Below are 21,687 nucleotides of genomic sequence, written 5' to 3'. Positions count from 1 at the left end.
ACCGCCATGGAGATGGACGAGAAGTACAACGTGCTCGGCAAGGCACTGGAGCCCTGTTCCACCGACCCGCTCACCGGCTTCTTCCGGGACGGGCATTGCAACACCTGCGCCGAGGATGCGGGCAGCCATACCGTCTGCGCGGTGATGACCGCCGAATTCCTCGCCTATTCGAAATATGTCGGCAACGATCTCAGCTCGCCCCGGCCCGAGTTCGGCTTTGCGGGGCTGAAGCCGGGCGACAGCTGGTGTCTTTGCGCGGGGCGGTTCCTGCAGGCGCATGACGAAGGCTGCGCCCCGCGTGTCCACCTCGCCGCCACGCATCGCCGGGCCTTGGAGATCGTGCCGATCCAAGTGCTCGAAGCGCATTCCGCCTGAAGACAAAGACCCCGACCGGAACGGATCCGGTCGGGGCCTCGTGGCGTCATATCGCTGCTTGAGCGTCGGGCCGATTACTGGCCGTCATCCTCGTCGCCCGCGCCTTCCGTGTCCTCGCCTTCCTCGATGAAGCCTTCGGTCTCGGTATCGTTGGGCTGGATCGTGCTCTCGGTCGTGTCGCGGTAATCCGGATCCTCGGCGTCGTCGGATTCGGCCCGCTCCTCAGGCTCGGCGACGTCCGGGGTGGACACGGCATCGACGGTGTCGACCGCCATGCCCTCGGGAACGGTGAACATCGCCGTCACCGGCGCGCCATTCAGCAGGACCGGGGTATCGACGTCGGTCATGCCCGGCCCGAAATCATAAACGCCGTTGCCGTTCGTCTCGGCGTGCAGCATGGCGACCAGTTCGGTGCCGGCGGAGAGGGCCATCGGCACGACCACGGCGACGCCGGTATTCTCACCCGCCATGACCATCGCGTGGCCCAGCGATTCCGGCACCACCGGCTCGCCATCCGCAACGGCGTGCAGCACGATGTAGCCGTCTTGGCGCGCATTGATGCGCGGGAAGGTGACGGTGGTCTGACCATCCGCCATGGACATCTCCATGGCATTTTCGTCGATCATCATGTCGTCCTGCGCCATGGCGCCACCGGCCATGAGAGCGGTCAGAGCGGCAGCAGTGGTGAATGTTTTCAGCATGTTGGTCTCCAGAATGAGTTCACCCCCCAACACCTGCAGCGCGCTTGGGTTCGTTACAGCGCGACACATGCGTGTGTCCCATCCGTGAGTGCAGCAATCGCCCGATCCGAAACAGAAAAGGCCGGCCGGACAATTGTCCGGCCGGCCCCGCAGCAGTGTTGAAGGGAAGTGACGCTTACTGGCCGTCGTCTTCGTCGCCAGCGTCGCCGTCGCCATCTTCACCTTCTTCGATGAAGCCCTCGGTCTCGGTGTCGTTGGTCTGGATCGGCGACTCGGTGGTGTCACGGTAATCCGGATCCTCGGAATCGTCGGACTCGGCGCGCATCTCCGGTTCCATGGTCGCATCCATGTTGGTGGCGACACGAATTTCCTGCACGCTCAGCATGCCGTCGCCATCCGTGTCATCCTCCATGAGGATCATCGCGCCGTCTTCACCGAAGGCCGCGACCAGCTCCTCGTTGGAGAGCATCATGTCTTCGTTGGCATCGACCTCGGCAAAGGGAATGCTCTGCGCCACGGCGGTCGAAGCGCCGAGAACGAAAGCGGTGGTCGCGAGGGTGGCACTCAGTTTGTTCAGCATGTCGTGTCCTCTCGAATTGTGAGTTCGCCGCCCAACGTGTCGTCGGAGGACTCCGTTCAACGGCGAAGGATCACATAAACGTGAGGAGTGCCAGATCAGGTCGCGATATCAACGCCCAAATGTTTCGCGACGGTGAAGATGTCCTTGTCGCCACGGCCACACATGTTCATCACCAGAAGGTGGTCCCGGGGCAGTTCGGGCGCGATCTTCATCACATGGGCCAGCGCATGGCTCGGCTCCAAGGCCGGGATGATCCCTTCGAGCGCGCAGGAGAGCTTGAACGCCTCGAGCGCCTCCATGTCGGTGATCGAGACGTATTTTGCGCGGCCGATCTCGTGCAGCCAGGCATGCTCCGGACCGATCCCGGGATAGTCGAGACCGGCCGAAATCGAGTGACCCTCGAGAATCTGCCCGTCATCATCCTGCAGCAGATAGGTCTTGTTGCCGTGCAGCACGCCGGGACGGCCGCCGATCAGCGAAGCGCAGTGCTCCATCTTGTCGGACACGCCCTTGCCGCCGGCCTCGACGCCGATGATGTTGACCTCGCGATCGTCGAGGAACGGGAAGAACAGCCCCATCGCGTTCGAGCCGCCGCCGATCGCGGCGATCAGCGTGTCGGGCAGACGCCCCTCGGCGGCCTGCATCTGTTCGCGGACTTCCTTGCCGATGATCGACTGGAAATCGCGCACCATCGCCGGATAGGGGTGCGGCCCCGCCACCGTGCCGATGCAGTAGAAGGTGTCGCGCACATTGGTGACCCAATCGCGCAGCGCGTCGTTCATCGCGTCCTTGAGGGTGCCGCGCCCGGAGGTGACGGGCACCACCTCGGCCCCCAGAAGCCGCATCCGGAACACGTTGGGCGCCTGACGCTCGACGTCATGCGCACCCATGTAGACCACGCATTTCAGGCCGAACTTGGCGCAGACGGTCGCGGTCGCCACGCCGTGCTGGCCGGCGCCGGTCTCGGCGATGATCCGGGTCTTACCCATGCGGCGGGCAAGGATGATCTGTCCCAGCACGTTGTTGATCTTGTGCGCGCCGGTGTGGTTCAGCTCGTCGCGCTTGAGATAGATCTTCGCGCCGCCCAGATGTTCGCTCAGCCGCTCAGCATAATAGAGCGGGCTGGGACGGCCCACGTAATGGGTCCACAGGTCGTCCATCTCGGCCCAGAAGGACGGGTCGGTCTTGGCCTTGTCGTATTCCGCTTCGAGCGACAGGATCAGCGGCATCAGCGTCTCGGAGACGAAGCGCCCGCCGAACTGTCCGAAGCGGCCGCCCTCGTCGGGCCCGGCCATGAAGCTGTTGATGAGATCGTCCGCCATGCGCTGGGCCTCCTCGCGTTCGGCTCCCGGACTACCCCTGCCATGCCTGACGGTAAAGGGCCTTGGCGGTCATTCGTCGCCGCGGTCGCGCCAGCGCCGCAGCATGCCCTCGCTCCAGCGACGACCGCGGATCAGCGCGGTGTTGACGCTTGGTCGCAGCATCGGCAGGTCCACCGCCAGAAGCGCCAGCCCGATCGGCAGCATCCACAGGCCGAAGAGCGGCAGGATCGCCGCGAGACCGCCGAGAATCAGGAACAGCCCTGCCGGGATGCGGATCCAGCGCGCGCGATCCGCCATCAATCGCTCGGTCAGCCCATGCAGGCGGGGAGATCCGCCGGTCATGGCCCGCATCTGCCGGCGCAGCCGGGCCTTCTCACGCTCGTGATCGACGGTTTTGCTCATGGACGGCATGTAGGGCAGCCGAGGGGGCAGCGCAATCTGTTGCGCTCAACCGCGTGCAGCGTCGAGAAAGGCGCGGATCCGGGCCGCGTCCTTGACGCCCGGCGCACTCTCTACCCCGGAAGAGACGTCGAGCTGGCGTGCCCCGGTCCGGGCCACGGCCTCGGCGAGGTTGTCCGGCGTCAGCCCGCCGGCCAGCATCCACGGCACCGGCCAGCGCCGCCCTGCGATCAGCCGCCAATCGAAGGCCAGCCCGTTGCCGCCCGGCAGGGGCGCGTCCTTCGGAGCCTTGGCATCGACGAGGATCTGGTCGGCCACTGCGGCATAGGTATCGAGCGCGGGCAGGTCCGCCTCGGAGGCCACCCCGACCGCCTTCATCACCGGCAGCCCGTGACGGGCGCGGATCTCGGCCACGCGCTCTGGCGTCTCGCGGCCATGCAACTGAAGCATGTCGAGCGGCACACGGGCCACGATCTCGTCGAGCATGGCATCGTTGGCATCGACCACCAGCGCCACCTTGGCGATGCCCGGCGGCACCTCGACAGCCAACTCGACGGCCTGCTCGACGCTTACCGCGCGCGGTGATTTCGCGAAGAAGACGAAACCCACATAGCGCGCGCCTGCGGTCACGGCAGCGTCGAGCCCGGCCCTGTCGGACAGGCCGCAGATCTTGACGGAGACAGGCATGATCAGGCGCGGGCGGGCGTCGCCGGACGATCGACCAGCGCGAGCACCTCGTCCTGACCCTCGTGCTTCTCGTGACGCAGTCGGTCGACCTCGCGCTCGAGCCGGTTCACTTCGCGGGCGCGCTTGCGGGCCTCGGCGCGGTGCCGGTGCTCGCGCAGCCATTCCCACAGGAAGCCGATCATCAGGCCGAGTGCCACGCCGATCAGGATCACGGCATAGAGCGGCATGTCGATGTCGGGCGAGACGCCGAACAGCCCGCTCAGCCCCTCGGGCAGCACCCGCAGCGTGACCATGCCACGATTGGCGAGGCCGAGGATGACGAGACAGATGGCGACGATGCCCCAGAAGGCGGTGCGGAAAGCTCTCATGTGGTGGTTCTATTTCCCGTTTAGCCGGTCGCGCAACAGCTTGCCGGTCTTGAAGAAGGGGACGTGTTTTTCCTCGACCTCGACCGCCTCGCCGGTGCGAGGGTTGCGGCCCAGCCGCTGGTCGCGTTTCTTGACCGAAAAGGCCCCGAAACCACGCAGTTCGACGCGGTTGCCCTCGGCCATGGCCTGGGTGATCCGGTCGAATATGGTGTTCACGATTTTTTCGACGTCGCGTTGGTAGAGATGCGGATTCTCGTCCGCGATCTTCTGGATCAGTTCGGATCGAATCATGAGCGGGCCTCCCCCTGCCTGCTTCGCCCTGCGGGTGCTGGACGTCACGAGGCTGTGACCTCAAGACTATAGGCCCTCTCCGGGTTCCGATAAATAGTCTGGTAAATCAAGGGTACGCTTTTGAAGCTCCGTTCACGAAAAGACCCCGCCGCCCGGGTGGGGCGACGGGGCCGAAGAGCTGTCCGGGGCCCGTGAGGGCCCCGGTCGGGCTCAGCGGTCGCCCTTGAGGGCGGCGCCGAGGATGTCGCCCAGCGAGGCGCCCGAATCGGAGGAGCCGTACTGCTCGACCGCTTCTTTCTCTTCGGCGATCTCGCGCGCCTTGATCGACAGGCCCAGCTTGCGGGTCTTGCTGTCGACGTTGGTGACGCGGACATCGACCTTGTCGCCGACGCCGAAGCGCTCGGGGCGCTGCTCGGCGCGGTCGCGCGACAGGTCCGAGCGACGGATGAAGGACTTCATGCCCTCATAGGTCACCTCGATGCCGCCATCCTCGATCTTGGTCACCTCGACGGTGATGATCGAGCCGCGCTTCACGCCGCCGATGGCATCCGCGAACGGGTCGCCGTCCATCGCCTTGATCGAGAGCGAGATGCGCTCCTTCTCGATGTCGACCTCGGTGACCTTGGCCTTCACGACGTCGCCCTTGCGGAAGTCGCCGATCACGTCCTCGCCACGACCTTCCCAGGTCAGGTCCGAGAGGTGAACCATGCCGTCGATGTCGCCCGGGAGACCCACGAACAGGCCGAACTCGGTGATGTTCTTCACCTCGCCCTCGACCTCGGTGCCCTCGGGGTGCGTCTCGGCGAAGACTTCCCATGGGTTGCGCTGGGTCTGCTTCAGGCCGAGCGAGACGCGGCGCTTGGCGCTGTCGATCTCGAGCACCATCACTTCCACTTCCTGCGAGGTGGAGACGATCTTGCCGGGGTGCACGTTCTTCTTGGTCCAGCTCATCTCGGAGACGTGGACCAGACCCTCGACGCCCGGCTCCAGCTCCACGAAGGCGCCGTAGTCGGTGATGTTGGTCACGCGGCCGGTGTGCACGCTCTCGATCGGGAACTTGGCTTCCACCGAATCCCACGGATCGTCCTGCAGCTGCTTCATGCCGAGGCTGATGCGGTGGGTTTCCTTGTTGATCTTGATGACCTGGACCTTGACGGTCTCGCCGATCGACAGGATCTCCGAGGGGTGGTTCACGCGGCGCCATGCCATGTCGGTGACGTGCAGCAGGCCGTCGACACCGCCGAGATCAACGAACGCACCGTATTCGGTGATGTTCTTGACCACGCCGTCGACCGTCTGGCCTTCGTGCAGGTTGGCGATGACCTCGGCACGCTGCTCGGCGCGGCTCTCTTCGAGGATCGCACGACGCGAGACCACGATGTTGCCACGGCGGCGGTCCATCTTGAGGATCTGGAACGGCTGCTTGAGACCCATGAGCGGACCGGCGTCGCGCACGGGGCGCACATCGACCTGGGAGCCGGGCAGGAAGGCCACGGCGCCGCCGAGATCGACGGTGAAGCCACCCTTGACGCGGCCGAAGATGGCGCCCTCGACGCGCTCCTCGTCAGCATAGGCCTTCTCGAGACGGTCCCACGCCTCTTCACGGCGGGCCATCTCACGCGAGATGACGGCTTCGCCGCGGGCGTTCTCGACCTGGCGGAGGAACACCTCGACCTCGTCGCCGGGCTTCAGATCGGCCTGCTCGCCAGGGTTGGCGAATTCCTTGAGATCGATGCGGCCTTCCATCTTGTAGCCGACATCGATGATGGCCTGGCCCGCCTCGATGGCGAGAACGCGGCCCTTGACGACACTGCCTTCGGACGGCGTGTCGATTTCGAAGCTTTCGTTCAGGAGGGCTTCGAATTCCTCCATGGATGCTTTAGCGCACATGCGGTCAGTTTTTCCTTTGTAAGTCGCTATACGGGCCAGGCGGTTGTCTCCGCCGGTCTTTGGATTTCGGCTTGCCGAAAGGGCGTCCAACGCGACCGGGGCCGGAAATTCCGACCCTGTCTCGTCCTGCTCGCGCGCAATACGCACCGCCCCTCGACGCTCGCGTCTATAGAGCGAACCGGCCTTCGGATCAAGCGGCAGGGCCACACCCTCTTGCACCGATGCGTGCCCCCGCCCTACCGGGCCGCCCGGGCCGAGGCTCCCAGCCGCAGGGCGCGGCCACGCCGCCCCCGCTATTGATCGAGGGCAGCGGAGACCTTTGCGATGGCAGCGGCGACGGCCTGCGCCACGTCGAGCTCCGAGGTATCGAGCAGATGCGCATCATCCGCCGGCCGCAGCGGCGCCGTGGCCCGCTCCGAATCTCGCGCGTCGCGCGCTTGCACGTCGGCGAGGACGCTGTCGAAGTTCGCCGCATGCCCGGCCTCGACCAGTTCCGCCAGCCGACGACCGGCCCGAGCCTCGGCGCTGGCGGTAACGAAGAGCTTCACCTCGGCCTCGGGGCAGATCACCGTGCCGATGTCGCGCCCGTCGAGCACCGCGCCGCCCTCGCGCCGGGCGAAGCCGCGCTGGAAATCGAGCAGCGCCGCGCGCACCTCGCCGATTGCCGCGACCTCGCTGGCCGCCTGCGCGACCTCGGGGCTGCGCAGCCCCGGCTGCTCCAGCGCCTCGGGCACCAGTCCGCGCGCCGCCGCCACCGGCTCGGCGCCCTTGAGTACCAGCGCGCCCACGGCGCGATACAGGAGCCCGGTGTCGAGATGCGCGAAGCCGAAATGCGCCGCGACGGCGCGCCCCACCGTGCCCTTGCCGGCCGCGGCCGGACCGTCGATGGCGACCGTGAAGATCATGCCCGCCTCACATCCGCGCCGAGCCCGGTCATCAAGGGCTCGAACACCGGAAAGGAGGTCGCGATCGGCCCGCCGTCATCGACCCGCATCGGCGCGTTCGTGGCCAGTCCCATGACCAGGAACGACATGGCGATGCGGTGATCGAGCCGGCTCTCCACCGTGGCGCCGCCGGGCACCTTGCCATGGCCGAGCCCATGCACGACCCACCAGTCCTCGCCCTCCTCGACCTCGACGCCAGCCGCGCGCAGCCCCTGCGCCATGGCGTCGATCCGGTCGCTCTCCTTAACGCGCAACTCACGCACGCCACGCATCACGGTCGGGCCTTCGGCAAAGGCCGCGACGACAGAGAGCACCGGATATTCGTCGATCATGCTCGCAGCGCGCGCGGGCGGCACCTCGATGCCCTTCATGTCCGGAGAGAAACGCGCGCGCAGATCGGCCACCGGCTCGCCGCCCTCCTCGCGGGGGTTCTCGTAGGTCAGGTCGGCCCCCATCTCGCGCAGCGTCTCGAACAGCCCGGCGCGGGTCGGGTTCAGACCGATATTGGGCACCAGCACGTCCGAGCCTTCGGCGATCAGGGCAGCGCAGACCGGAAAGGCCGCGGAGCTGGGATCGCGCGGCACCACGATGTGCTGCGGCTTCAGCTCCGGCTGGCCGGTGAGTGTGATCACCCGGCCCTCCTCGGTCTCCTCGACCGTGATCTCGGCGCCGAACCCCGCAAGCATCCGCTCGGTATGGTCGCGGGTGGCCTCCTTCTCGATCACCACGGTCTTGCCGGGCGCGTTGAGACCCGCCAGCAGCACCGCCGACTTCACCTGCGCCGAGGGTACCGGCACGGTATAGCGCACCGGCATCGGATCGCGCACGCCGGTGATCGTCATCGGCAACCGCCCGCCTTCGCGCCCTTCGGCCTTCGCACCGAACAGCGCCAGCGGATCGGTGACGCGGCCCATCGGACGCGAGCAGAGCGAGGCGTCGCCGGTGAAGGTCACGGTGATCGGCGTGGTGGCCATCGCCCCCATGATCAGCCGTACGCCGGTACCCGAATTGCCGCAATCGATCACGCCCGCGGGCTCGGCAAAGCCGCCGACACCGACGCCATGCACCGACCAGCGGCCCCCGCCGTGATCGGTGACCTCTGCGCCGAAGGCGCGCATCGCCTTCGCGGTGTCTATCACGTCCTGCCCCTCGAGCAGACCCTCGATCACCGTTTCTCCCACCGAAAGCGCACCGAGGATCAGGCTGCGGTGGCTGATCGACTTGTCGCCGGGCACATGCGCCTCGCCCGTGAGGGCGGGTCCGCGCTGGGACATCATCGGGATCGGATCGCCATGGCCGGACATCGGGGCACCTCGTGAGTTGATCGCCTGCGTTCCTAGACCGACGCCGAGGCATGGTCCACGCCCATGGCCACTTTGTTCCTCAAATACGCAATACGCCCGGCCGAAGCCTCACGGCCGGCGGAAGGTCAGGTAGTGCGGACGCCGCCCCTCGCGCAGGGCCTTTTGCTCGTAGCGGGTCGAGGGCCAGTCGCTCCAGGCCTGATCGTCGGGATGATCGACGCGTTCGAACCCCGCGACGGGCACTTCCTCGAGCGTCTGGCGCACATAGTCGGGAATGTCCGTCGCCACGCGGAACTCGGCGCCCGGCGACAGCACCCGGAACAGCGGTTCAAGGTGCTCCTGCGTCACGAAGCGCCGACGATGGTGCCGTGCCTTGGGCCAGGGATCGGGATAGTTCAGGAAGGCCTTCTCGATGCTGCCATCGGGCAGCACGTCGAACAGGTCGCGCACATCGCCCGGATGCACGGCAATGTTGTCCACCTCGGCGTCGCGGATCTTGCCCAGCAGCATCGCCACGCCGTTGATGAAGGGCTCGGCGCCGATGATCGCGACATCGGGATAGGATTTCGCCATATGCACGAGGTGCTCGCCGCCGCCGAAGCCGACCTCGAGCCAGACCGGCCTGTCGCCGAACCGCCTCGCGAGGTCGAGCTTTTCGCGTTCGGGGTTCACGTCCCAGCCCACCGGGCCGGGCGAGAGCGCGTCGAGATCGTGCTCGAGATGGTCCTTCTGCGTCGGGCGCAGGGTCTTGCCGTGAATCCGGCCATAGAAGTTGCGCCAGGGGGCGCCGATGGGGTGCGAGCCTTTTGTCATGGCGCGCGGGTTAGCGCGGGTCGCGCCAGCGCGCAACATCCCCATCAGCGGGCGGGCGCCCCGGCCGGTCGCCATGCGTATCTATGGGGAAATGAACCAAGGGGAGCGTGCCCCATGGTTCATCTTTCTCCAAATACGCAAATGGAACGCCCATTCCCAAGCGCCCCAAAGTAGAGCCGGGCGCCGCCCTTACAGCCCCCGCTTGAGCGCCTCGCCAAGATCGGTACGTTCCCAGGAGAACCCGCCATCCGCTTCGGGGGCGCGGCCGAAATGGCCATAGGCGGCGGTGCGGGCATAGATCGGACGGTTCAGCCCGAGATGGGTGCGGATGCCGCGCGGCGTCAGGTCCATCGCCTGCGCCACGGCGCGCTCGATCGCCGCATTGGCGACCTCGCCCGTGCCATGGGTGTCGGCATAGATCGACAACGGCCGGGCGACACCGATCGCGTAGGAGAGCTGGATCGTGCAGCGCTCCGCCAGTCCCGCGGCGACCACGTTCTTGGCGAGGTAGCGCGCGGCATAGGCGGCCGAGCGATCGACCTTGGTCGGATCCTTGCCCGAGAAGGCGCCGCCGCCATGCGGCGCAGCGCCGCCATAGGTGTCGACGATGATCTTGCGACCGGTGAGGCCTGCGTCGCCGTCCGGTCCGCCGATCACGAAGCGACCGGTGGGATTCACCCACCATTCGGTCTCGGGCGTGATCCAGCCCTGCGGCAGCACCTCGCGGATATAGGGCTCGACGATCTCGCGAATGTCGGCGCTGGTCTGGCCCTCGTCGGAATGCTGGGTCGAGAGCACGATCGAGGTGACGCCGACCGGCATGCCGTTCTCGTAGCGCAGCGATATCTGGCTCTTGGCATCGGGGCGCAGCGTCGGCTCGGCGCCGGATTTGCGCGCTTCGGTCAGCCGCTTGAGCACGCGATGCGCGTAGTGGATCGGTGCCGGCATCAATTCGGGCGTCTCGCGGCAGGCATAGCCGAACATGATGCCCTGATCGCCCGCGCCCTCTTCCTTGCCCTCGGCGGCGTCGACGCCTTGGGCGATATGCGCCGATTGCGCATGCAGCAGGTTGGTCACCTCGACATCGCGATGATGGAAGGCGTCCTGCTCGTAGCCGATGTCGCGGATGCAGTCGCGTACGATGCCCTCGACCCCGCCGAGCACCGTCTCGAGACGGTCCCGATCCCGCAGGCCGATCTCTCCGCCGACGATGACGCGGTTGGTGGTGGCGAAGGTCTCGCAGGCGACGCGCGCCTCCGGCTCCTCGGCCAGCAGCGCGTCGAGCACCGCGTCGGAGATCCGGTCGCAGACCTTGTCGGGATGGCCTTCGGACACCGATTCGGAGGTGAAGATGTAGTTCTGGCGGGACATGAAGAGGCGCTCCATTGAAATTCGCCCGACACGCCAGGAAGCCGTTGTGCCGGGAATCCGGCTTCGCTACGCCCCGGCCCGGTCCCGGTCAAGCCGTTTCCGACGCATACCTGCCAGTCCCAGCGCCATCAGCATCGCCAGCATCGGCCCATCGCCCCAGCGTGCATAGGCGGGCGCGACACCGCGCGGCGGGAGCGCCGCATCCAGCGCCCCGGTCTCGCCCAGCCCGATCCGCGCTGTCACCCGGCCTTGGGCATCGATCATGCCCGACACGCCGGTATTGGCGACCCGCGCCATCGGCATGCGCTGCTCGATCGCGCGCAGCCGGGCCTGTGCGAAGTGCTGATAGGGCCCCGACAGGGTGCCGAACCAGGCGTCATTGGTCATCAGGAGCATCAGCCGAGACCGCAGCGCCCCGGTCGCCGCAACCGCGTTGATCTCTCGCGCGAAGATCCCCTCGTAGCAGATCAGCGGCAACGCCAGCCCGATCCCCGGCACAGCGACCGGATGCAGCCCGGGGCCGGGCGTGTAACCGCCGCCCTCGCTCGCCGCGAGACCATGGATGCCGAAGCGCGCCGCCACCTCGCCAAAGGGGATGTATTCGCCGAACGGTACGAGATGTGTTTTGTCGTAGAGCGAGGCGATCCGCCCCTCCCCGTCCAGGACGATGGCGGAATTGTAGTAGCGCGCGGCTTCGCGCCGCTGGATGCCCAGCGCCAGTGGCGCTCCGCGCGCCGCCACCACACCCTCGGCCAAGGCGGCCTCCGACTGATCCAGAAGCCATGGCAGCGCCGTTTCCGGCCAGACCACCAAGTCTGGCACGGGGCCGTCTGCCGTGAGGGACATCAACCGGTCGTGAAACACGGGCGCCCAGTCCGGGTCCCATTTCAGCGACTGCACCGCGTTGGGCTGCACCAACCTCACGATGGGGGCATCGGGGGACGGGGCCGGCGCCGGGCCGGGATCGAGCACGACCCATGCCCCGGCACAAGCCAGCACCGGCACCGCAAGCCAGAAGCTGCGCCCGATGGAAAGCGCGACCGCCGGCAGGCCCAGCGCAATCAGGGTCAGAAGCGGCGCGCCGCCCAGCGCTGCGAGCTGCGCCACCGGCGTACCGATGAAGACATGTCCCGGCATCGCCCAGGGAAAGCCGGTGAAGACCACGCCGCGCGCCATCTCCGCCGCGACCCAGAGCGCCACGAGCAGGGCCGCGCTTCGACGATGCGCGATTGCAAAGACCGCACCCCAGAACAGCGCCAACCCGCCGCAGAGCAGCACCACCGCGAAGGGCGCCATCCAGCCATCACGTGCGGCATCCACGAAAAAGGGCTCGACGATCCAGGACAGACCGAGCCCGAACCAGCCCGCGCCGAAGGCCCAACCGGTCAAAAAGGCGCCGCCCCGCGTCGCGTCGTGGCGGCGCAGCACCAGAACGAGAAGGATCGCCGGCAGCGTCAGCCACCACGCCCCCCAAGGCGCGAGGCCCAGCGCCCCTGCCACGCCCGCGAAACCGGCCATCGCAGCCCGCGGCCACGGCCGCGCCGCCATGCGTCGCACGGCGGGGCGGGGCCCGGACCGCAAGCTGGCGGCACTCATCCGCTCAGGCGTCCCGGCTCTCGGGAAGGCGGATGCGGAGCCGCTTGATGCGGCGCGGGTCGGCATCGATCACCTCGAACTCGATGCCGGCCGGGTGCTCGATCACCTCGCCGCGCGCGGGCACGTGCCCCGCCAGCATTGACACCAGGCCGCCGAGGCTGTCGATCTCCTCCTCATCGATCTCTTCGTGATCGGTGAGGTCCATGCCGATCGCCCGTTCGAAGGTTTCGAGCGGCGTGCGCGCAAGCGCCAGCCAGACCCCGGGCTTCTCGCGCAGGAAGCTCTGCGCCTCGTCGACATCGTGCTCGTCCTCGATCTCGCCGACCACGGTTTCGATCAGATCCTCGATGGTGACGAGCCCGTCCGTGCCACCATATTCGTCGATCACCAAAGCCATGTGGATCCGTTCGGTCTGCATCTTCTGCAGAAGCACGCCCAGCGGCATCGAGGGCGGAACATAGAGCAGCGAGCGCAACATATCGCGCAGGCTGAAATCGGGCCGCTCCGGCACGAAGCAGAACTTGAGCGCGAAATCCTTGAGATTAACGAGCCCGATCGGCGTATCGAGCGTGCCGTCGAAAACCGGAATGCGGGTGAGACCGCTTTCGCGGAACACCTCGACCAGCTCTTCCATCGGAATGGTGACAGGCACCGCCGTGATGTCCGCCTTGGGCACCATCACGTCCTCGACCCGCATCCGGCGCAGATTGAGCATCCCCGGAACCGGCAGCACCTGCGCAAAGCTGCGCGGCGCCTCTATCGGCGGCAGGTCCGTCTCGGGGGGATTGAGCACCCCGATGATGCGGCTGAAGAAACCGCGCCCTCCGCCATTCTCGGCGGTGACGCTACTTGGCCCCTCGGGACCATCTCCGTCGCCGTCGCGGGTCTGTCCCGCTTCGGCCGTGTCAAACGCGTCGCCCATCGTCTCCTTCCGGTGCTGCCTCTGTTGCGGCATATGGGTCTGCCACCCCCATCTTGCCAAGTATCTCCGTCTCGAGACCTTCCATCAGCGCCGCATCGGCGTCGGTTTCATGGTCATAGCCCAGCAGATGCAAGGTCCCATGCACCAACAGATGCGTCACGTGATCGGCGGTTGTCCGCCCGCTCGCCTCGGCTTCGCGGGTACAGGTCTCCCAGGCGATGGCGATATCGCCCAACTCGGTCGGTCCCATCGAATCGCGCCGCGGCGGCGCCGGACGTGCGCCAGGCCGCGCCGCGCCGCGCTCGTCGGAGGGCCAGCTCAGCACGTTGGTGGGCTTGGGCTTTCCCCGGAAATCGGCGTTGAGATCGGCGATCCGCGCATCGGAACACCCCAGCAGGCTGATCTCGAAACCCGCGGGATCGAGCCCGACGCCGCGCAGCGCCGTCGCGCAGGCGGCCTCGGCCAGCGCTTCAAGACCGGCGGCCTCCCAGCGGTGATCCTCGATCAGGCAGTCGACCAATGGCGGCCGGGCCGGTTTACGCGGCGCCATCGGCTTCGTAGGCATCGATGATCGCGGCGACCAGCGGGTGGCGCACCACGTCCTTCGAGGTGAAGTAGTTGAAACTGATCTTCGGGATGCCCTTGAGCAGTCGCTCGGCGTCATGCAGACCCGAGGTCACGCCACGCGGCAGGTCGACCTGGCTGCGGTCGCCGGTGATCACCATGCGCGAGCCCTCGCCCAGACGGGTCAGGAACATCTTCATCTGCATCGTCGTGGCGTTCTGCGCTTCGTCGAGAACCACGAAGGCGCGGGACAGGGTGCGGCCGCGCATGAAGGCCAGCGGCGCGATCTCGATTACCTTTTCCTCCATCATCTTGGAGGCCTGCTTGCCGGGCAGGAAATCGTTCAGCGCGTCGTAGAGCGGCTGCATGTAGGGATCGACCTTCTCCTTCATGTCGCCGGGCAGGTAGCCGAGCTTCTCGCCCGCCTCGACCGCCGGGCGCGACAGGATGATCTTGTCGACATGGCCCTGCAGGAACATCGACACGCCCACCGCGACCGCCAGATAGGTCTTGCCGGTGCCGGCGGGGCCGATGCCGAAGCACAGCTCGTTGTCGAACAGCGAACGCACATAGGCCTTCTGGGCCTCGGTGCGCGGCTCGACGAGCTTGCGGCGGGTCTTGATCTCGATCCGCTCGGCGGCCGGGTCGGCCTTGAACAGGTCGATCTGGTCGGCTTCGCCGGTGCCGGCGGGTTCGAGGCTGCCCATGCGCAATTCGCGATCCACATCGCCGGGCTCCACGGCGCGCCCGGCCTCGAGCCGGGCATAGAGAGCGCGAAGCACGCGCGCCGCATCGGCACCCGCCTCTTCCTCGCCGATCACCGACAGGCGGTTGCCGCGCCGCAGGATCTGCACACCCAGCCGCTCCTCGATCGCCGCGATGTGGCGATCGTGTTCACCACAAAGATCTATCAGCAGGAAATTGTTCGGAAACTCGAGTACGGTCTCGGTCGGGGTGGCGATGGACAAGCAGGACTCCTCATGCCGGATGGTGCCGAGCGGCAACCCGATGGTCGCAATTCGCGGCTGGCCGCGCAAGCGCATCACATGGGCACCTGAAAGAAAACGCGCAAGCCCGGATCACGTTTCCGCCCATTCGCACGAAAAGGGCCGCGCCTTCTGGCACGGCCCCACTCCGGTGCCCGTTTTCCGGGCGTTCGAGCGCCTTCTTCGTCAGAGGGGATCGGGGATCGGCGAGCCATCCTTGAACGGGCCCACCGCGACGCCGGGCTGCGCCACGCCGGAACAGACCGGCAGCCCGTCGGGGGTCAGGCGCTCGCTCATGTAGCCTTCGAACCCGTCATCGATGATCCAGTGGTCGCAGCCATCGGGATCGACCCAGATCCCGGCGACCATCGTCGACAGATCATGCGAGTTGATGCCGCGATCGGCGGTCTTGTCCGGCCCGATCGGCGTGCAGGCGGCCGCGGAACCCAGCAGGCCGAGGATCGCGAAACTCTTGAGAATGGTCATGTCTCGCTCCTCAGCGCAGGCAGTAGATTTCGACGCGGCGGTTTGTCTGCATGCCGGCGGCGGTCGCGTTCGACGCCTTGGGCTTGCGCTCCCCGAAGCCACGCACGTCGACGACACGGGCACCGACCCCCTGCGCCACGCTGGCGACCGCGCGGGCGCGGTTGTCGGACAAGGTGATGTTGTACTCGTCGCTCGCGCGGCTGTCGGTATGACCGTAGATCAGGAAACCGAAGGCGTTCGCCTGGGTGAAGAACTGGCGCAGCCGCTCGCGGCCCGCGGCCGAGATATCGTAGCGATCGGTGGCAAAGAGCGTGTCGGTCGGTACCACGCCGCAGATCTCGGACCGGTGGCAGACCGGGCTGCCGTCACGGCGCCGCCGCGGGCCCATATAGCCCTCGGCCCCGTCATCCATGGCCCAGTGCTCGCAACCGTCGGGGTCGATCCAGATATTCGGGCTGTAGCGCTCGGCATCGACGATCCGGGGATCCTGCGCCACAGCCGGCACGCTCAACGCTCCGAGCGCCAGCCCGCCCGCGACGATCCCCCCGACCGCGGCGCGCAGCTTAGCTTTGATGAATGAGGCCAATTGTTTTTCCTTCCCGAACTCATACCGTCGAACCCCTCCTCCGGCAGCTGGGAGGCGGTCTGATGCAGGAGTGTTAATGCAGATCGAGCACTTGGGAAGGCCTCGGCAGTAAATTGCCGAGAACTATGACAACAGTAGATGCGGCCACCCTGGCATTGTCACGATGCGGGCAACCCATTCGCCCTTGGGGCGTGCCGAGTCACTGAACGCGCCTTGCTTCCGCCGCATTCATGACGAAGGGGGCTTGATTCGCCCGACGCTTATTCCAGAAGCTCGCCTGCGAGAGAGTTCGGCCCCGAGGCGGTGATGCGAACCTGAGCGATGTCGCCCCGCCGCGTCTCGGGCGCGTCCACATGCACGGCAAAGAGATGCTCGGATTTGCCGACCATCTGCCCGGGCAGCCGCCCCGGCTTTTCGAACAGCACCGTGGTCTTGCGGCCGACCATCGCCTGCTGCGCGGCGCGCTGCTGCTCGCCGAGCAGGCCCTGCAACCGTTGCAGCCGCTCATCCATCACCGCCGCCTCGACCTGGACCTTGCGCTCGGCGGCCGGGGTGCCGGGACGCGGCGAATACTTGAACGAGAATGCCGAGCCATAGCGGACCTCGCGCACGAGCTGCATCGTCGCCTCGAAATCGGCATCGGTCTCGCCGGGAAAGCCGACGATGAAATCCGAGGTCAGCAGGATGTCGGGGCGCGCCGCACGAATCCGTTCGATCAGCCGCAGATACTGCTCGGCCGTGTGCTTGCGATTCATCGCCTTGAGGATCCGATCCGAGCCCGACTGCACCGGCAGGTGCAGATAGGGCATCAGCTTGGCCTCGTTTCCATGCGCCGCGATCAGCGCCTCGTCCATGTCGTTGGGATGCGAGGTGGTGTAGCGGATCCGCTCCAACCCGTCGATCGCCGCGAGTTGGCCCACCAGCGCCGCGAGACCGCCCTCGGCCCCGTTCAGATCGCCATGCCAGGCGTTGACGTTCTGGCCGAGCAGCGTGATCTCGCGAACCCCGGCCTCGACCAGCCCGCGCGCCTCGGCGACGATGCGATCGGCCGGGCGGCTGACTTCGGCGCCGCGAGTGTAGGGCACCACGCAAAACGCACAGAACTTGTCGCAGCCCTCCTGCACGGTGAGAAAGGCGGTCGGACCGCGCTTGGCCTTGGGCCGGGATTTCAGTGCCGCGAACTTATCGTCTTCGGGAAAATCCGTGTCGACGGCACGACCGCCCTGCCCGACCCGGGCTTCCATCTCCGGCAGCCGGTGATAGCTCTGCGGACCCACCACGAGATCGACGAGCGGCATCCGGTTCAGGATCTCCTCGCCCTCGGCCTGCGCGACGCAGCCGGCGACGCCGATCTTCAGGCCGGGCTTGGCCTCCTTGAGCGGACGCAGCCGCCCCAGATCGGAATAGACCTTTTCGGCGGCCTTCTCGCGGATGTGACAGGTGTTGAGCAGCACCATGTCGGCCTCGTCCGCCGTCTCCGTGGTGACGTAGCCCGACCCGCCCAGCGCCTCGGCCATGCGCTCGCTATCATAGACGTTCATCTGACAGCCATAAGTCTTGATGAAGAGCTTCTTGGGCGCCTGGTCCATCGCGGCCATCCTTTGCGAGATCAGGGGCCGGGTCTAAGCCAAAGCCCGGCATCTTGCAATGTCGCCCCGCCCCCGCCATCCCTGTGGTCGAACGGCGGGAGACGGCAATGGAGCATGACGGCATCGAGCGGTTCGCGGCGGCGCTGCGCAAGGCGCGGCATGGCTTCTCGGGGCCGGTCGCGCTGGTTCTGATCGAGGATGGTATCGAGGTCGAAAGCACGCTGCGCCACCACCTCGACCTGGGTTTCTCGCAGGTCGTGGCCATCGCCCCCGATGATCTGCCGCGGCCCGATCTTTCGGATCCCCGCCTCGCCTGGGTGCGCGGAGAGACACGCCGCGACGGCGCCTGCGCCGATCTCGTCAACGCCGTGATCGCCGCCGCGGCGCCGGGCCAGTGGCTGTTCTACTGCTACAATGCCGAATACCTGTTCTTCCCGTTCTCCGAGCATCGTGGGGTGGCCAATCTTTGCGCCTTCGTGGCCGAGGAGCGGCGCGACAGCGTGCCCTGCGTCACGCTCGATCTCTTCGCCGCCGATCTCGAGGCCCACCCGACCGGCGTCACGTGCGCGGCTGCGCATCTCGACCGGATCGGCTATTACGCGCGCGATCGCTATGACGCGCAGGGCCGGTTGATGGAGCGGCAGCCCGAAATCCACGGCGGGCTGCGCTGGCGCCTCGAGGAACACGTGCCCGCCGACCGGCGGCAGATCCTGCGGATCGCGCTGTTCCGCACAGCCCCAGGCCTCAGGCTCGGTGCAGATCACCGGTTCAACCAAGCGGAATACAACACGCTGCAATGCCCGTGGCACCGCTCGCCCACGGCGGCGACCGCCTCGTTTCGCACCGCGAAGGCGCTGCGCCGCAACCCCGCCACGCGCGAGGCGATCAACGGTTTCGACTGGCCCGGCGCCACGCCTTTCGCCTGGCGGTCGCAACAGCTTCTCGATCTGGGGCTGATCGAACCCGGGCAATGGTTCTGAACGGGGCTTCCGATCAGGCCCGGCCGTAGGCCTCGGCGATGGCGATCTGCATTGCAGCGGCCGGGTCACGATGCGCCCAGGACACGAGCTGGAAGGCCGGGTAGTAGCGTTCGCAGGCGTTGAAGGCCGTGTGGATCATCGTATCGACCTGCTCGGGACCCGCGATCTGGCCGCCGGACAATACCAGCCCATAGCGATAGGCCATCATTCCCTGCGCGCCCCACCAGGTGAAGCCGCCGGCCCAGCAACGGTCGTTGATGCGGTTGATGAGGTCGTGGATCTGCGGCAGCCGTGGCTCTGGCGGCTCCATCTCGAACATGCAGGCCAGCCGCAGCGTTTCGTCGGCGGGCTGCCAGGCCAGCGTCACCGCGTAATCACGCCACTGCCCCTTGAGCGTCATCGCGATCTGATCCTCGGCCACCCGTTCGACCGCCCATTCGTGCAGGTCGGCAACCTGCTCGACCAGGTCGATCGGGTGGATCTCGTCGTCGAGATAGGACTCTGACAGCGCCATGACGGCCTCTTTTCTTTGCGGCGACGGGTACGCGGAGGCCCGTCTCGGATGCGGCGGCAGGGGTTCTTCCACCCGCTTGGCTTCGAGTGTATATGGTGAGTCTCGACCGAGTCGCTGTAAAGTCGTTTCTTGGGGATAATCCCCCCGATTCGACCGATTCGAGAATCACTCCCGACATTTCTTGTGGATAACCGAATCGGCTCCTGGCGGTTCCGCAGGGGCACGCTGCCGTCACGACGGGCGTTGCACCCGGTCGCGTGCTGCGTCAGCCTCCGCCGCAAAACGGGAGACTGCGATGAACACCGACCTCTTGAAGCGCCTGTGCGAGATGCCCGGCGTGCCGGGCCACGAACACCGTGTCCGCGACCTGATCACCACCGAGATCGAAGGCCTGTTCGACCATGTCGAGACCGATCCGATGGGCAGCCTGATCTGCCGCCGTGACGCGGCCACCGAAGGTGCGCCGAAGATCATGCTGCTGTGTCACATGGACGAAATCGGGTTTCTCGTCAGCCACGTCGACGAAAAGGGCTTCGTGTGGCTGCAGCCGGTCGGCGGCTTCGACCCGCGCAACCTGTTCTCGCGCCGGGTGCTGGTCTGCACCGATCAGGGCGACATCAAAGGGGTGATGAACCCGGGCGGCAAGCCGCTGCACATCTCCTCGGCCGAGGACCGCAAGAAGGTGCCCGAACTGGGCGAGTTCTACATCGACACCGGCCTCGGCAAGGCCGCCGCCGACAAGGTGAAGATCGGCGACATGGTGGTGATGGACGAGCCGTTCCTCGAAATGGGTGAGAAGTTCGTCTCCAAGGCGCTCGACAACCGCGTCGCCTGCTGGCTCGGCATCGAGGCGATCCGCCAGCTGGCCGATAAGGGCCGCGGCGCCGAGATCCACGTGGTCTTCACCACGCAGGAGGAAGTCGGCCTGCGCGGCGCCCGCACCGCCGCCTACAAGGTGCGCCCCGATATCGGCATCGGCGTCGACACGACGCTGGCCTGCGATACGCCCGGCGTGCCGGACAAGGACCGCACCACGGTGCAGGGCAAGGGCTTCGGCCTGCATGTGCGCGACAGCAGCTTCATCGCCGATCGCGGCCTCGTCGCCGAGATCGAGAAGCTGGCGCAGGACAAGGGCATCCCGTTCCAGCGCACCATGCTGGCCGCAGGCGGTCAGGACGGCGCGGCGGCGCAGCAGGCGGCGGCGGGCGCCCGCGCCGTGGGCATCGTGGTCGGCACCCGCTACATCCACACCGTGACCGAGATGGTCGACCGCACCGATCTCGAAGCGGCCCGCGACATCCTCGCGGCCTATCTCGAAGGCTTCGAGGCCTGAGACGCGAATGGGCGGCCCGCCGGGCCGCCCCGTTTCCCAAATCCCGGACGACTATGTACCCCCCTGAGCGCCTTGCCCGCCGCGTGGCCGATACGCGTTACCCGGACGCACCGGCGCTGTTCTGGACCGGTTCGCTGGCGCGCGGCGGCGGCACGGACCGCTCCGACATCGACCTCGTCGTGCTGTTCGACCGGCTCGACCACGCCTGGCGCGAGAGCTTCCTCGCCGAGGGACGGCTGTGCGAGGTCTTCGTGCACGACCTAGACTCGCTCGACCTGTTCTTTCGCAAGGATGCGAGTCGGGGCCTGCCGATCCTTATGGACATGGTGATCCGCAGCATCTCGCTGCGCCCCGGTCCGCTTGCCCGGGCGGCGCGCCTGTGTGCCGAACGGCGCCTTGCCGAGGGACCACGCCCATGGAGTGCCGAGGAGCTGGAGCGCTCCCGCTTCATCGCCGGCGATCTGCTCGAGGACCTGCGCGGTGCCACGGACCCGCGCGAGATCAGGGTGCTCGGCGCGACCCTCTACCAGATTGCGGTAGATCACCTGCGGCGGTCCCGGAACCGGTGGAGCGCACGGGGCAAACATGTCGTGCGCCTGCTGCGCGACGAGGAAGGCGCGACCGGCGCGGCGATGCTCGACGGGTTTGACCGCCTCTTCGTCGAGGCCGACCCGCGCCCGGTCATCGGGGTGGTCGAGCGCATCTACGCCCCCTGCGGCGGGCCGCTGGTCGAATGGCGCAGCGACGCGCCGCCGCATCGGCCCTCCTGACGCGCGAAGGGGCGGCCCGCCGGGCCGCCCCTTTCACATCCCGGACGCGCGTGGCGCGGTCAGTTCGAGGTCTTGGTCTCCAGCGCCGCGATCCGGGCCTTGAGCGCCTCGTTCTCCTCGCGCGCCTTCTGCGCCATCGCACGCACCGCGTCGAACTCCTCGCGGGTCACGAGGTCGCGGTCGGCCAGCCAGCGGTCGAGCATCGACTTCATGGCGTTGTTGGCCTCGTCCTTCGCACCCTGCGCCACGCCCATCGCGTTGGTCATCAGCTGCGACAGATCGTCGAAGATCTTGTTTCTCGATTGCATGGCGGGTC

The 21,687-nt window shown here is 67.1% G+C and carries 25 protein-coding genes and 1 riboswitch; of the genes, 4 read left to right on the top strand and 21 right to left on the bottom strand.

All coding sequences use genetic code 11. The features are described from left to right. The first annotated feature begins 6 nt into the window (after positions 1 to 6). The gene (locus ACRAQ3_RS03175; protein ID WP_432255649.1) at positions 7 to 375 is read left to right on the top strand and encodes a DUF2237 family protein; all 369 of its coding nucleotides are present in this window, start codon (positions 7 to 9) and stop codon (positions 373 to 375) included. Between the two features lie 74 nt (positions 376 to 449). On the opposite strand, the gene ACRAQ3_RS03170 is transcribed toward ACRAQ3_RS03175, so the two are convergent. From ACRAQ3_RS03170 to miaB, 19 genes are all read right to left on the bottom strand, one after another. Beyond that, positions 450 to 1,292: a DUF7282 domain-containing protein gene (locus ACRAQ3_RS03170; RefSeq protein WP_432255648.1), complete on the bottom strand. Its 843-nt coding sequence runs from the start codon at positions 1,290 to 1,292 to the stop codon at positions 450 to 452. After that, entirely contained in the window at positions 1,252 to 1,656 is a 405-nt protein-coding gene (locus ACRAQ3_RS03165; RefSeq protein ID WP_269397848.1) for a hypothetical protein, read from the bottom strand. The genes ACRAQ3_RS03170 and ACRAQ3_RS03165 overlap by 41 nt, the downstream gene beginning before the upstream one ends. 95 nt (positions 1,657 to 1,751) lie before the next feature. Further along, positions 1,752 to 2,978, bottom strand: coding sequence for a tryptophan synthase subunit beta (gene trpB, locus ACRAQ3_RS03160; protein ID WP_432255647.1), 1,227 nt, complete (start codon positions 2,976 to 2,978; stop codon positions 1,752 to 1,754). 69 nt (positions 2,979 to 3,047) lie between these two features. Continuing rightward, positions 3,048 to 3,380 (bottom strand): tryptophan synthase subunit beta, encoded by a 333-nt coding sequence (locus tag ACRAQ3_RS03155; RefSeq protein WP_432255646.1) that lies wholly within the window; start codon positions 3,378 to 3,380, stop codon positions 3,048 to 3,050. Positions 3,381 to 3,425: 45 nt separating this feature from the next. Beyond that, positions 3,426 to 4,064, bottom strand: coding sequence for a phosphoribosylanthranilate isomerase (locus ACRAQ3_RS03150; RefSeq protein WP_432255645.1), 639 nt, complete (start codon positions 4,062 to 4,064; stop codon positions 3,426 to 3,428). A gap of 2 nt (positions 4,065 to 4,066) precedes the next feature. After that, on the bottom strand, positions 4,067 to 4,432 hold the full coding sequence (locus ACRAQ3_RS03145) for a LapA family protein (RefSeq protein WP_432255644.1): 366 nt from the start codon (positions 4,430 to 4,432) through the stop codon (positions 4,067 to 4,069). A 9-nt stretch (positions 4,433 to 4,441) separates the two neighbouring features. Next, complete coding sequence (ihfB, locus tag ACRAQ3_RS03140) at positions 4,442 to 4,723, bottom strand: integration host factor subunit beta (RefSeq protein WP_085897095.1); 282 nt, start codon at positions 4,721 to 4,723, stop codon at positions 4,442 to 4,444. A gap of 210 nt (positions 4,724 to 4,933) precedes the next feature. Further along, entirely contained in the window at positions 4,934 to 6,613 is a 1,680-nt protein-coding gene (gene rpsA, locus ACRAQ3_RS03135; protein WP_269397844.1) for a 30S ribosomal protein S1, read from the bottom strand. 293 nt (positions 6,614 to 6,906) lie between these two features. Further along, positions 6,907 to 7,518, bottom strand: coding sequence for a (d)CMP kinase (locus tag ACRAQ3_RS03130; RefSeq protein WP_432255643.1), 612 nt, complete (start codon positions 7,516 to 7,518; stop codon positions 6,907 to 6,909). Further along, complete coding sequence (aroA, locus tag ACRAQ3_RS03125; protein ID WP_432255642.1) at positions 7,515 to 8,861, bottom strand: 3-phosphoshikimate 1-carboxyvinyltransferase; 1,347 nt, start codon at positions 8,859 to 8,861, stop codon at positions 7,515 to 7,517. Before aroA ends, ACRAQ3_RS03130 begins: the two co-directional genes overlap by 4 nt. A 108-nt stretch (positions 8,862 to 8,969) precedes the next feature. Then, positions 8,970 to 9,674, bottom strand: a complete 705-nt coding sequence (gene trmB / locus ACRAQ3_RS03120) for a tRNA (guanine(46)-N(7))-methyltransferase TrmB (protein ID WP_432255641.1) — start codon at positions 9,672 to 9,674, stop codon at positions 8,970 to 8,972. A 189-nt stretch (positions 9,675 to 9,863) separates the two neighbouring features. Further along, positions 9,864 to 11,045 carry a methionine adenosyltransferase gene (gene metK, locus ACRAQ3_RS03115; RefSeq protein WP_432255640.1) on the bottom strand — a complete coding sequence of 394 codons (1,182 nt, stop codon included), beginning with the start codon at positions 11,043 to 11,045 and terminating at the stop codon, positions 9,864 to 9,866. 7 nt (positions 11,046 to 11,052) lie between these two features. Next, positions 11,053 to 11,101: riboswitch (SAM-SAH riboswitch) on the bottom strand. A gap of 10 nt (positions 11,102 to 11,111) precedes the next feature. Continuing rightward, a complete protein-coding gene (lnt, locus tag ACRAQ3_RS03110) occupies positions 11,112 to 12,593 on the bottom strand; it encodes an apolipoprotein N-acyltransferase (RefSeq protein WP_432256254.1) in 1,482 nt (493 codons plus the stop codon). 52 nt (positions 12,594 to 12,645) lie between these two features. Further along, positions 12,646 to 13,563, bottom strand: coding sequence for a transporter associated domain-containing protein (locus ACRAQ3_RS03105; RefSeq protein ID WP_269397838.1), 918 nt, complete (start codon positions 13,561 to 13,563; stop codon positions 12,646 to 12,648). After that, complete coding sequence (ybeY, locus tag ACRAQ3_RS03100) at positions 13,547 to 14,128, bottom strand: rRNA maturation RNase YbeY (RefSeq protein WP_432255639.1); 582 nt, start codon at positions 14,126 to 14,128, stop codon at positions 13,547 to 13,549. Before ybeY ends, ACRAQ3_RS03105 begins: the two co-directional genes overlap by 17 nt. After that, complete coding sequence (locus ACRAQ3_RS03095; protein WP_269397868.1) at positions 14,100 to 15,089, bottom strand: PhoH family protein; 990 nt, start codon at positions 15,087 to 15,089, stop codon at positions 14,100 to 14,102. Before ACRAQ3_RS03095 ends, ybeY begins: the two co-directional genes overlap by 29 nt. A gap of 210 nt (positions 15,090 to 15,299) precedes the next feature. Continuing rightward, on the bottom strand, positions 15,300 to 15,599 hold the full coding sequence (locus tag ACRAQ3_RS03090; protein ID WP_085897103.1) for a hypothetical protein: 300 nt from the start codon (positions 15,597 to 15,599) through the stop codon (positions 15,300 to 15,302). A 10-nt stretch (positions 15,600 to 15,609) separates the two neighbouring features. Beyond that, positions 15,610 to 16,185 carry an OmpA family protein gene (locus ACRAQ3_RS03085; protein WP_432255638.1) on the bottom strand — a complete coding sequence of 192 codons (576 nt, stop codon included), beginning with the start codon at positions 16,183 to 16,185 and terminating at the stop codon, positions 15,610 to 15,612. A gap of 260 nt (positions 16,186 to 16,445) precedes the next feature. After that, positions 16,446 to 17,774, bottom strand: a complete 1,329-nt coding sequence (gene miaB / locus ACRAQ3_RS03080) for a tRNA (N6-isopentenyl adenosine(37)-C2)-methylthiotransferase MiaB (protein WP_432255637.1) — start codon at positions 17,772 to 17,774, stop codon at positions 16,446 to 16,448. A gap of 107 nt (positions 17,775 to 17,881) precedes the next feature. Between miaB and ACRAQ3_RS03075 the strand changes: the two genes are divergently transcribed. Then, positions 17,882 to 18,754: a glycosyltransferase family 2 protein gene (locus ACRAQ3_RS03075; RefSeq protein WP_432255636.1), complete on the top strand. Its 873-nt coding sequence runs from the start codon at positions 17,882 to 17,884 to the stop codon at positions 18,752 to 18,754. Positions 18,755 to 18,767: 13 nt separating this feature from the next. On the opposite strand, the gene ACRAQ3_RS03070 is transcribed toward ACRAQ3_RS03075, so the two are convergent. Next, positions 18,768 to 19,268 (bottom strand): YbjN domain-containing protein, encoded by a 501-nt coding sequence (locus ACRAQ3_RS03070; RefSeq protein ID WP_269397834.1) that lies wholly within the window; start codon positions 19,266 to 19,268, stop codon positions 18,768 to 18,770. A 295-nt stretch (positions 19,269 to 19,563) separates the two neighbouring features. On the opposite strand from ACRAQ3_RS03070, the gene ACRAQ3_RS03065 reads away from it, so the two are divergent. Both ACRAQ3_RS03065 and ACRAQ3_RS03060 read left to right on the top strand, forming a co-directional pair. Further along, the gene (locus ACRAQ3_RS03065) at positions 19,564 to 20,601 is read left to right on the top strand and encodes a M42 family metallopeptidase (RefSeq protein ID WP_432255635.1); all 1,038 of its coding nucleotides are present in this window, start codon (positions 19,564 to 19,566) and stop codon (positions 20,599 to 20,601) included. Between the two features lie 83 nt (positions 20,602 to 20,684). Then, the gene (locus ACRAQ3_RS03060) at positions 20,685 to 21,371 is read left to right on the top strand and encodes a nucleotidyltransferase domain-containing protein (protein ID WP_432255634.1); all 687 of its coding nucleotides are present in this window, start codon (positions 20,685 to 20,687) and stop codon (positions 21,369 to 21,371) included. Positions 21,372 to 21,430: 59 nt separating this feature from the next. Here ACRAQ3_RS03060 and ACRAQ3_RS03055 read toward each other — a convergent pair whose 3' ends face one another. Beyond that, on the bottom strand, positions 21,431 to 21,679 hold the full coding sequence (locus ACRAQ3_RS03055) for an accessory factor UbiK family protein (protein ID WP_085897110.1): 249 nt from the start codon (positions 21,677 to 21,679) through the stop codon (positions 21,431 to 21,433). Positions 21,680 to 21,687 lie beyond the last annotated feature (8 nt).

The organism is Limimaricola sp. AA108-03 (genome assembly GCF_050847355.1).
GTDB lineage: Bacteria > Pseudomonadota > Alphaproteobacteria > Rhodobacterales > Rhodobacteraceae > Limimaricola.
This window is presented reverse-complemented; position numbering and strand designations above follow the sequence as displayed.

Excerpts from the sequence above, each read along its gene's own strand:
- ACRAQ3_RS03175 (WP_432255649.1), top strand. The coding sequence starts at position 7 with ATGGAGATGGACGAGAAGTACAACGTGCTCGGCAAGGCACTGGAGCCC.
- ACRAQ3_RS03170 (WP_432255648.1), bottom strand. The coding sequence starts at position 1,292 with ATGGCGACGGCGACGCTGGCGACGAAGACGACGGCCAGTAAGCGTCAC.
- ACRAQ3_RS03165 (WP_269397848.1), bottom strand. The coding sequence starts at position 1,656 with ATGCTGAACAAACTGAGTGCCACCCTCGCGACCACCGCTTTCGTTCTC.
- trpB (WP_432255647.1), bottom strand. The coding sequence starts at position 2,978 with ATGGCGGACGATCTCATCAACAGCTTCATGGCCGGGCCCGACGAGGGC.
- ACRAQ3_RS03155 (WP_432255646.1), bottom strand. The coding sequence starts at position 3,380 with ATGAGCAAAACCGTCGATCACGAGCGTGAGAAGGCCCGGCTGCGCCGG.
- ACRAQ3_RS03150 (WP_432255645.1), bottom strand. The coding sequence starts at position 4,064 with ATGCCTGTCTCCGTCAAGATCTGCGGCCTGTCCGACAGGGCCGGGCTC.
- ACRAQ3_RS03145 (WP_432255644.1), bottom strand. The coding sequence starts at position 4,432 with ATGAGAGCTTTCCGCACCGCCTTCTGGGGCATCGTCGCCATCTGTCTC.
- ihfB (WP_085897095.1), bottom strand. The coding sequence starts at position 4,723 with ATGATTCGATCCGAACTGATCCAGAAGATCGCGGACGAGAATCCGCAT.
- rpsA (WP_269397844.1), bottom strand. The coding sequence starts at position 6,613 with ATGTGCGCTAAAGCATCCATGGAGGAATTCGAAGCCCTCCTGAACGAA.
- ACRAQ3_RS03130 (WP_432255643.1), bottom strand. The coding sequence starts at position 7,518 with ATGATCTTCACGGTCGCCATCGACGGTCCGGCCGCGGCCGGCAAGGGC.
- aroA (WP_432255642.1), bottom strand. The coding sequence starts at position 8,861 with ATGTCCGGCCATGGCGATCCGATCCCGATGATGTCCCAGCGCGGACCC.
- trmB (WP_432255641.1), bottom strand. The coding sequence starts at position 9,674 with ATGACAAAAGGCTCGCACCCCATCGGCGCCCCCTGGCGCAACTTCTAT.
- metK (WP_432255640.1), bottom strand. The coding sequence starts at position 11,045 with ATGTCCCGCCAGAACTACATCTTCACCTCCGAATCGGTGTCCGAAGGC.
- lnt (WP_432256254.1), bottom strand. The coding sequence starts at position 12,593 with ATGGCGGCGCGGCCGTGGCCGCGGGCTGCGATGGCCGGTTTCGCGGGC.
- ACRAQ3_RS03105 (WP_269397838.1), bottom strand. The coding sequence starts at position 13,563 with ATGGGCGACGCGTTTGACACGGCCGAAGCGGGACAGACCCGCGACGGC.
- ybeY (WP_432255639.1), bottom strand. The coding sequence starts at position 14,128 with ATGCCTACGAAGCCGATGGCGCCGCGTAAACCGGCCCGGCCGCCATTG.
- ACRAQ3_RS03090 (WP_085897103.1), bottom strand. The coding sequence starts at position 15,599 with ATGACCATTCTCAAGAGTTTCGCGATCCTCGGCCTGCTGGGTTCCGCG.
- miaB (WP_432255637.1), bottom strand. The coding sequence starts at position 17,774 with ATGGACCAGGCGCCCAAGAAGCTCTTCATCAAGACTTATGGCTGTCAG.
- ACRAQ3_RS03075 (WP_432255636.1), top strand. The coding sequence starts at position 17,882 with ATGGAGCATGACGGCATCGAGCGGTTCGCGGCGGCGCTGCGCAAGGCG.
- ACRAQ3_RS03070 (WP_269397834.1), bottom strand. The coding sequence starts at position 19,268 with ATGGCGCTGTCAGAGTCCTATCTCGACGACGAGATCCACCCGATCGAC.
- ACRAQ3_RS03065 (WP_432255635.1), top strand. The coding sequence starts at position 19,564 with ATGAACACCGACCTCTTGAAGCGCCTGTGCGAGATGCCCGGCGTGCCG.
- ACRAQ3_RS03055 (WP_085897110.1), bottom strand. The coding sequence starts at position 21,679 with ATGCAATCGAGAAACAAGATCTTCGACGATCTGTCGCAGCTGATGACC.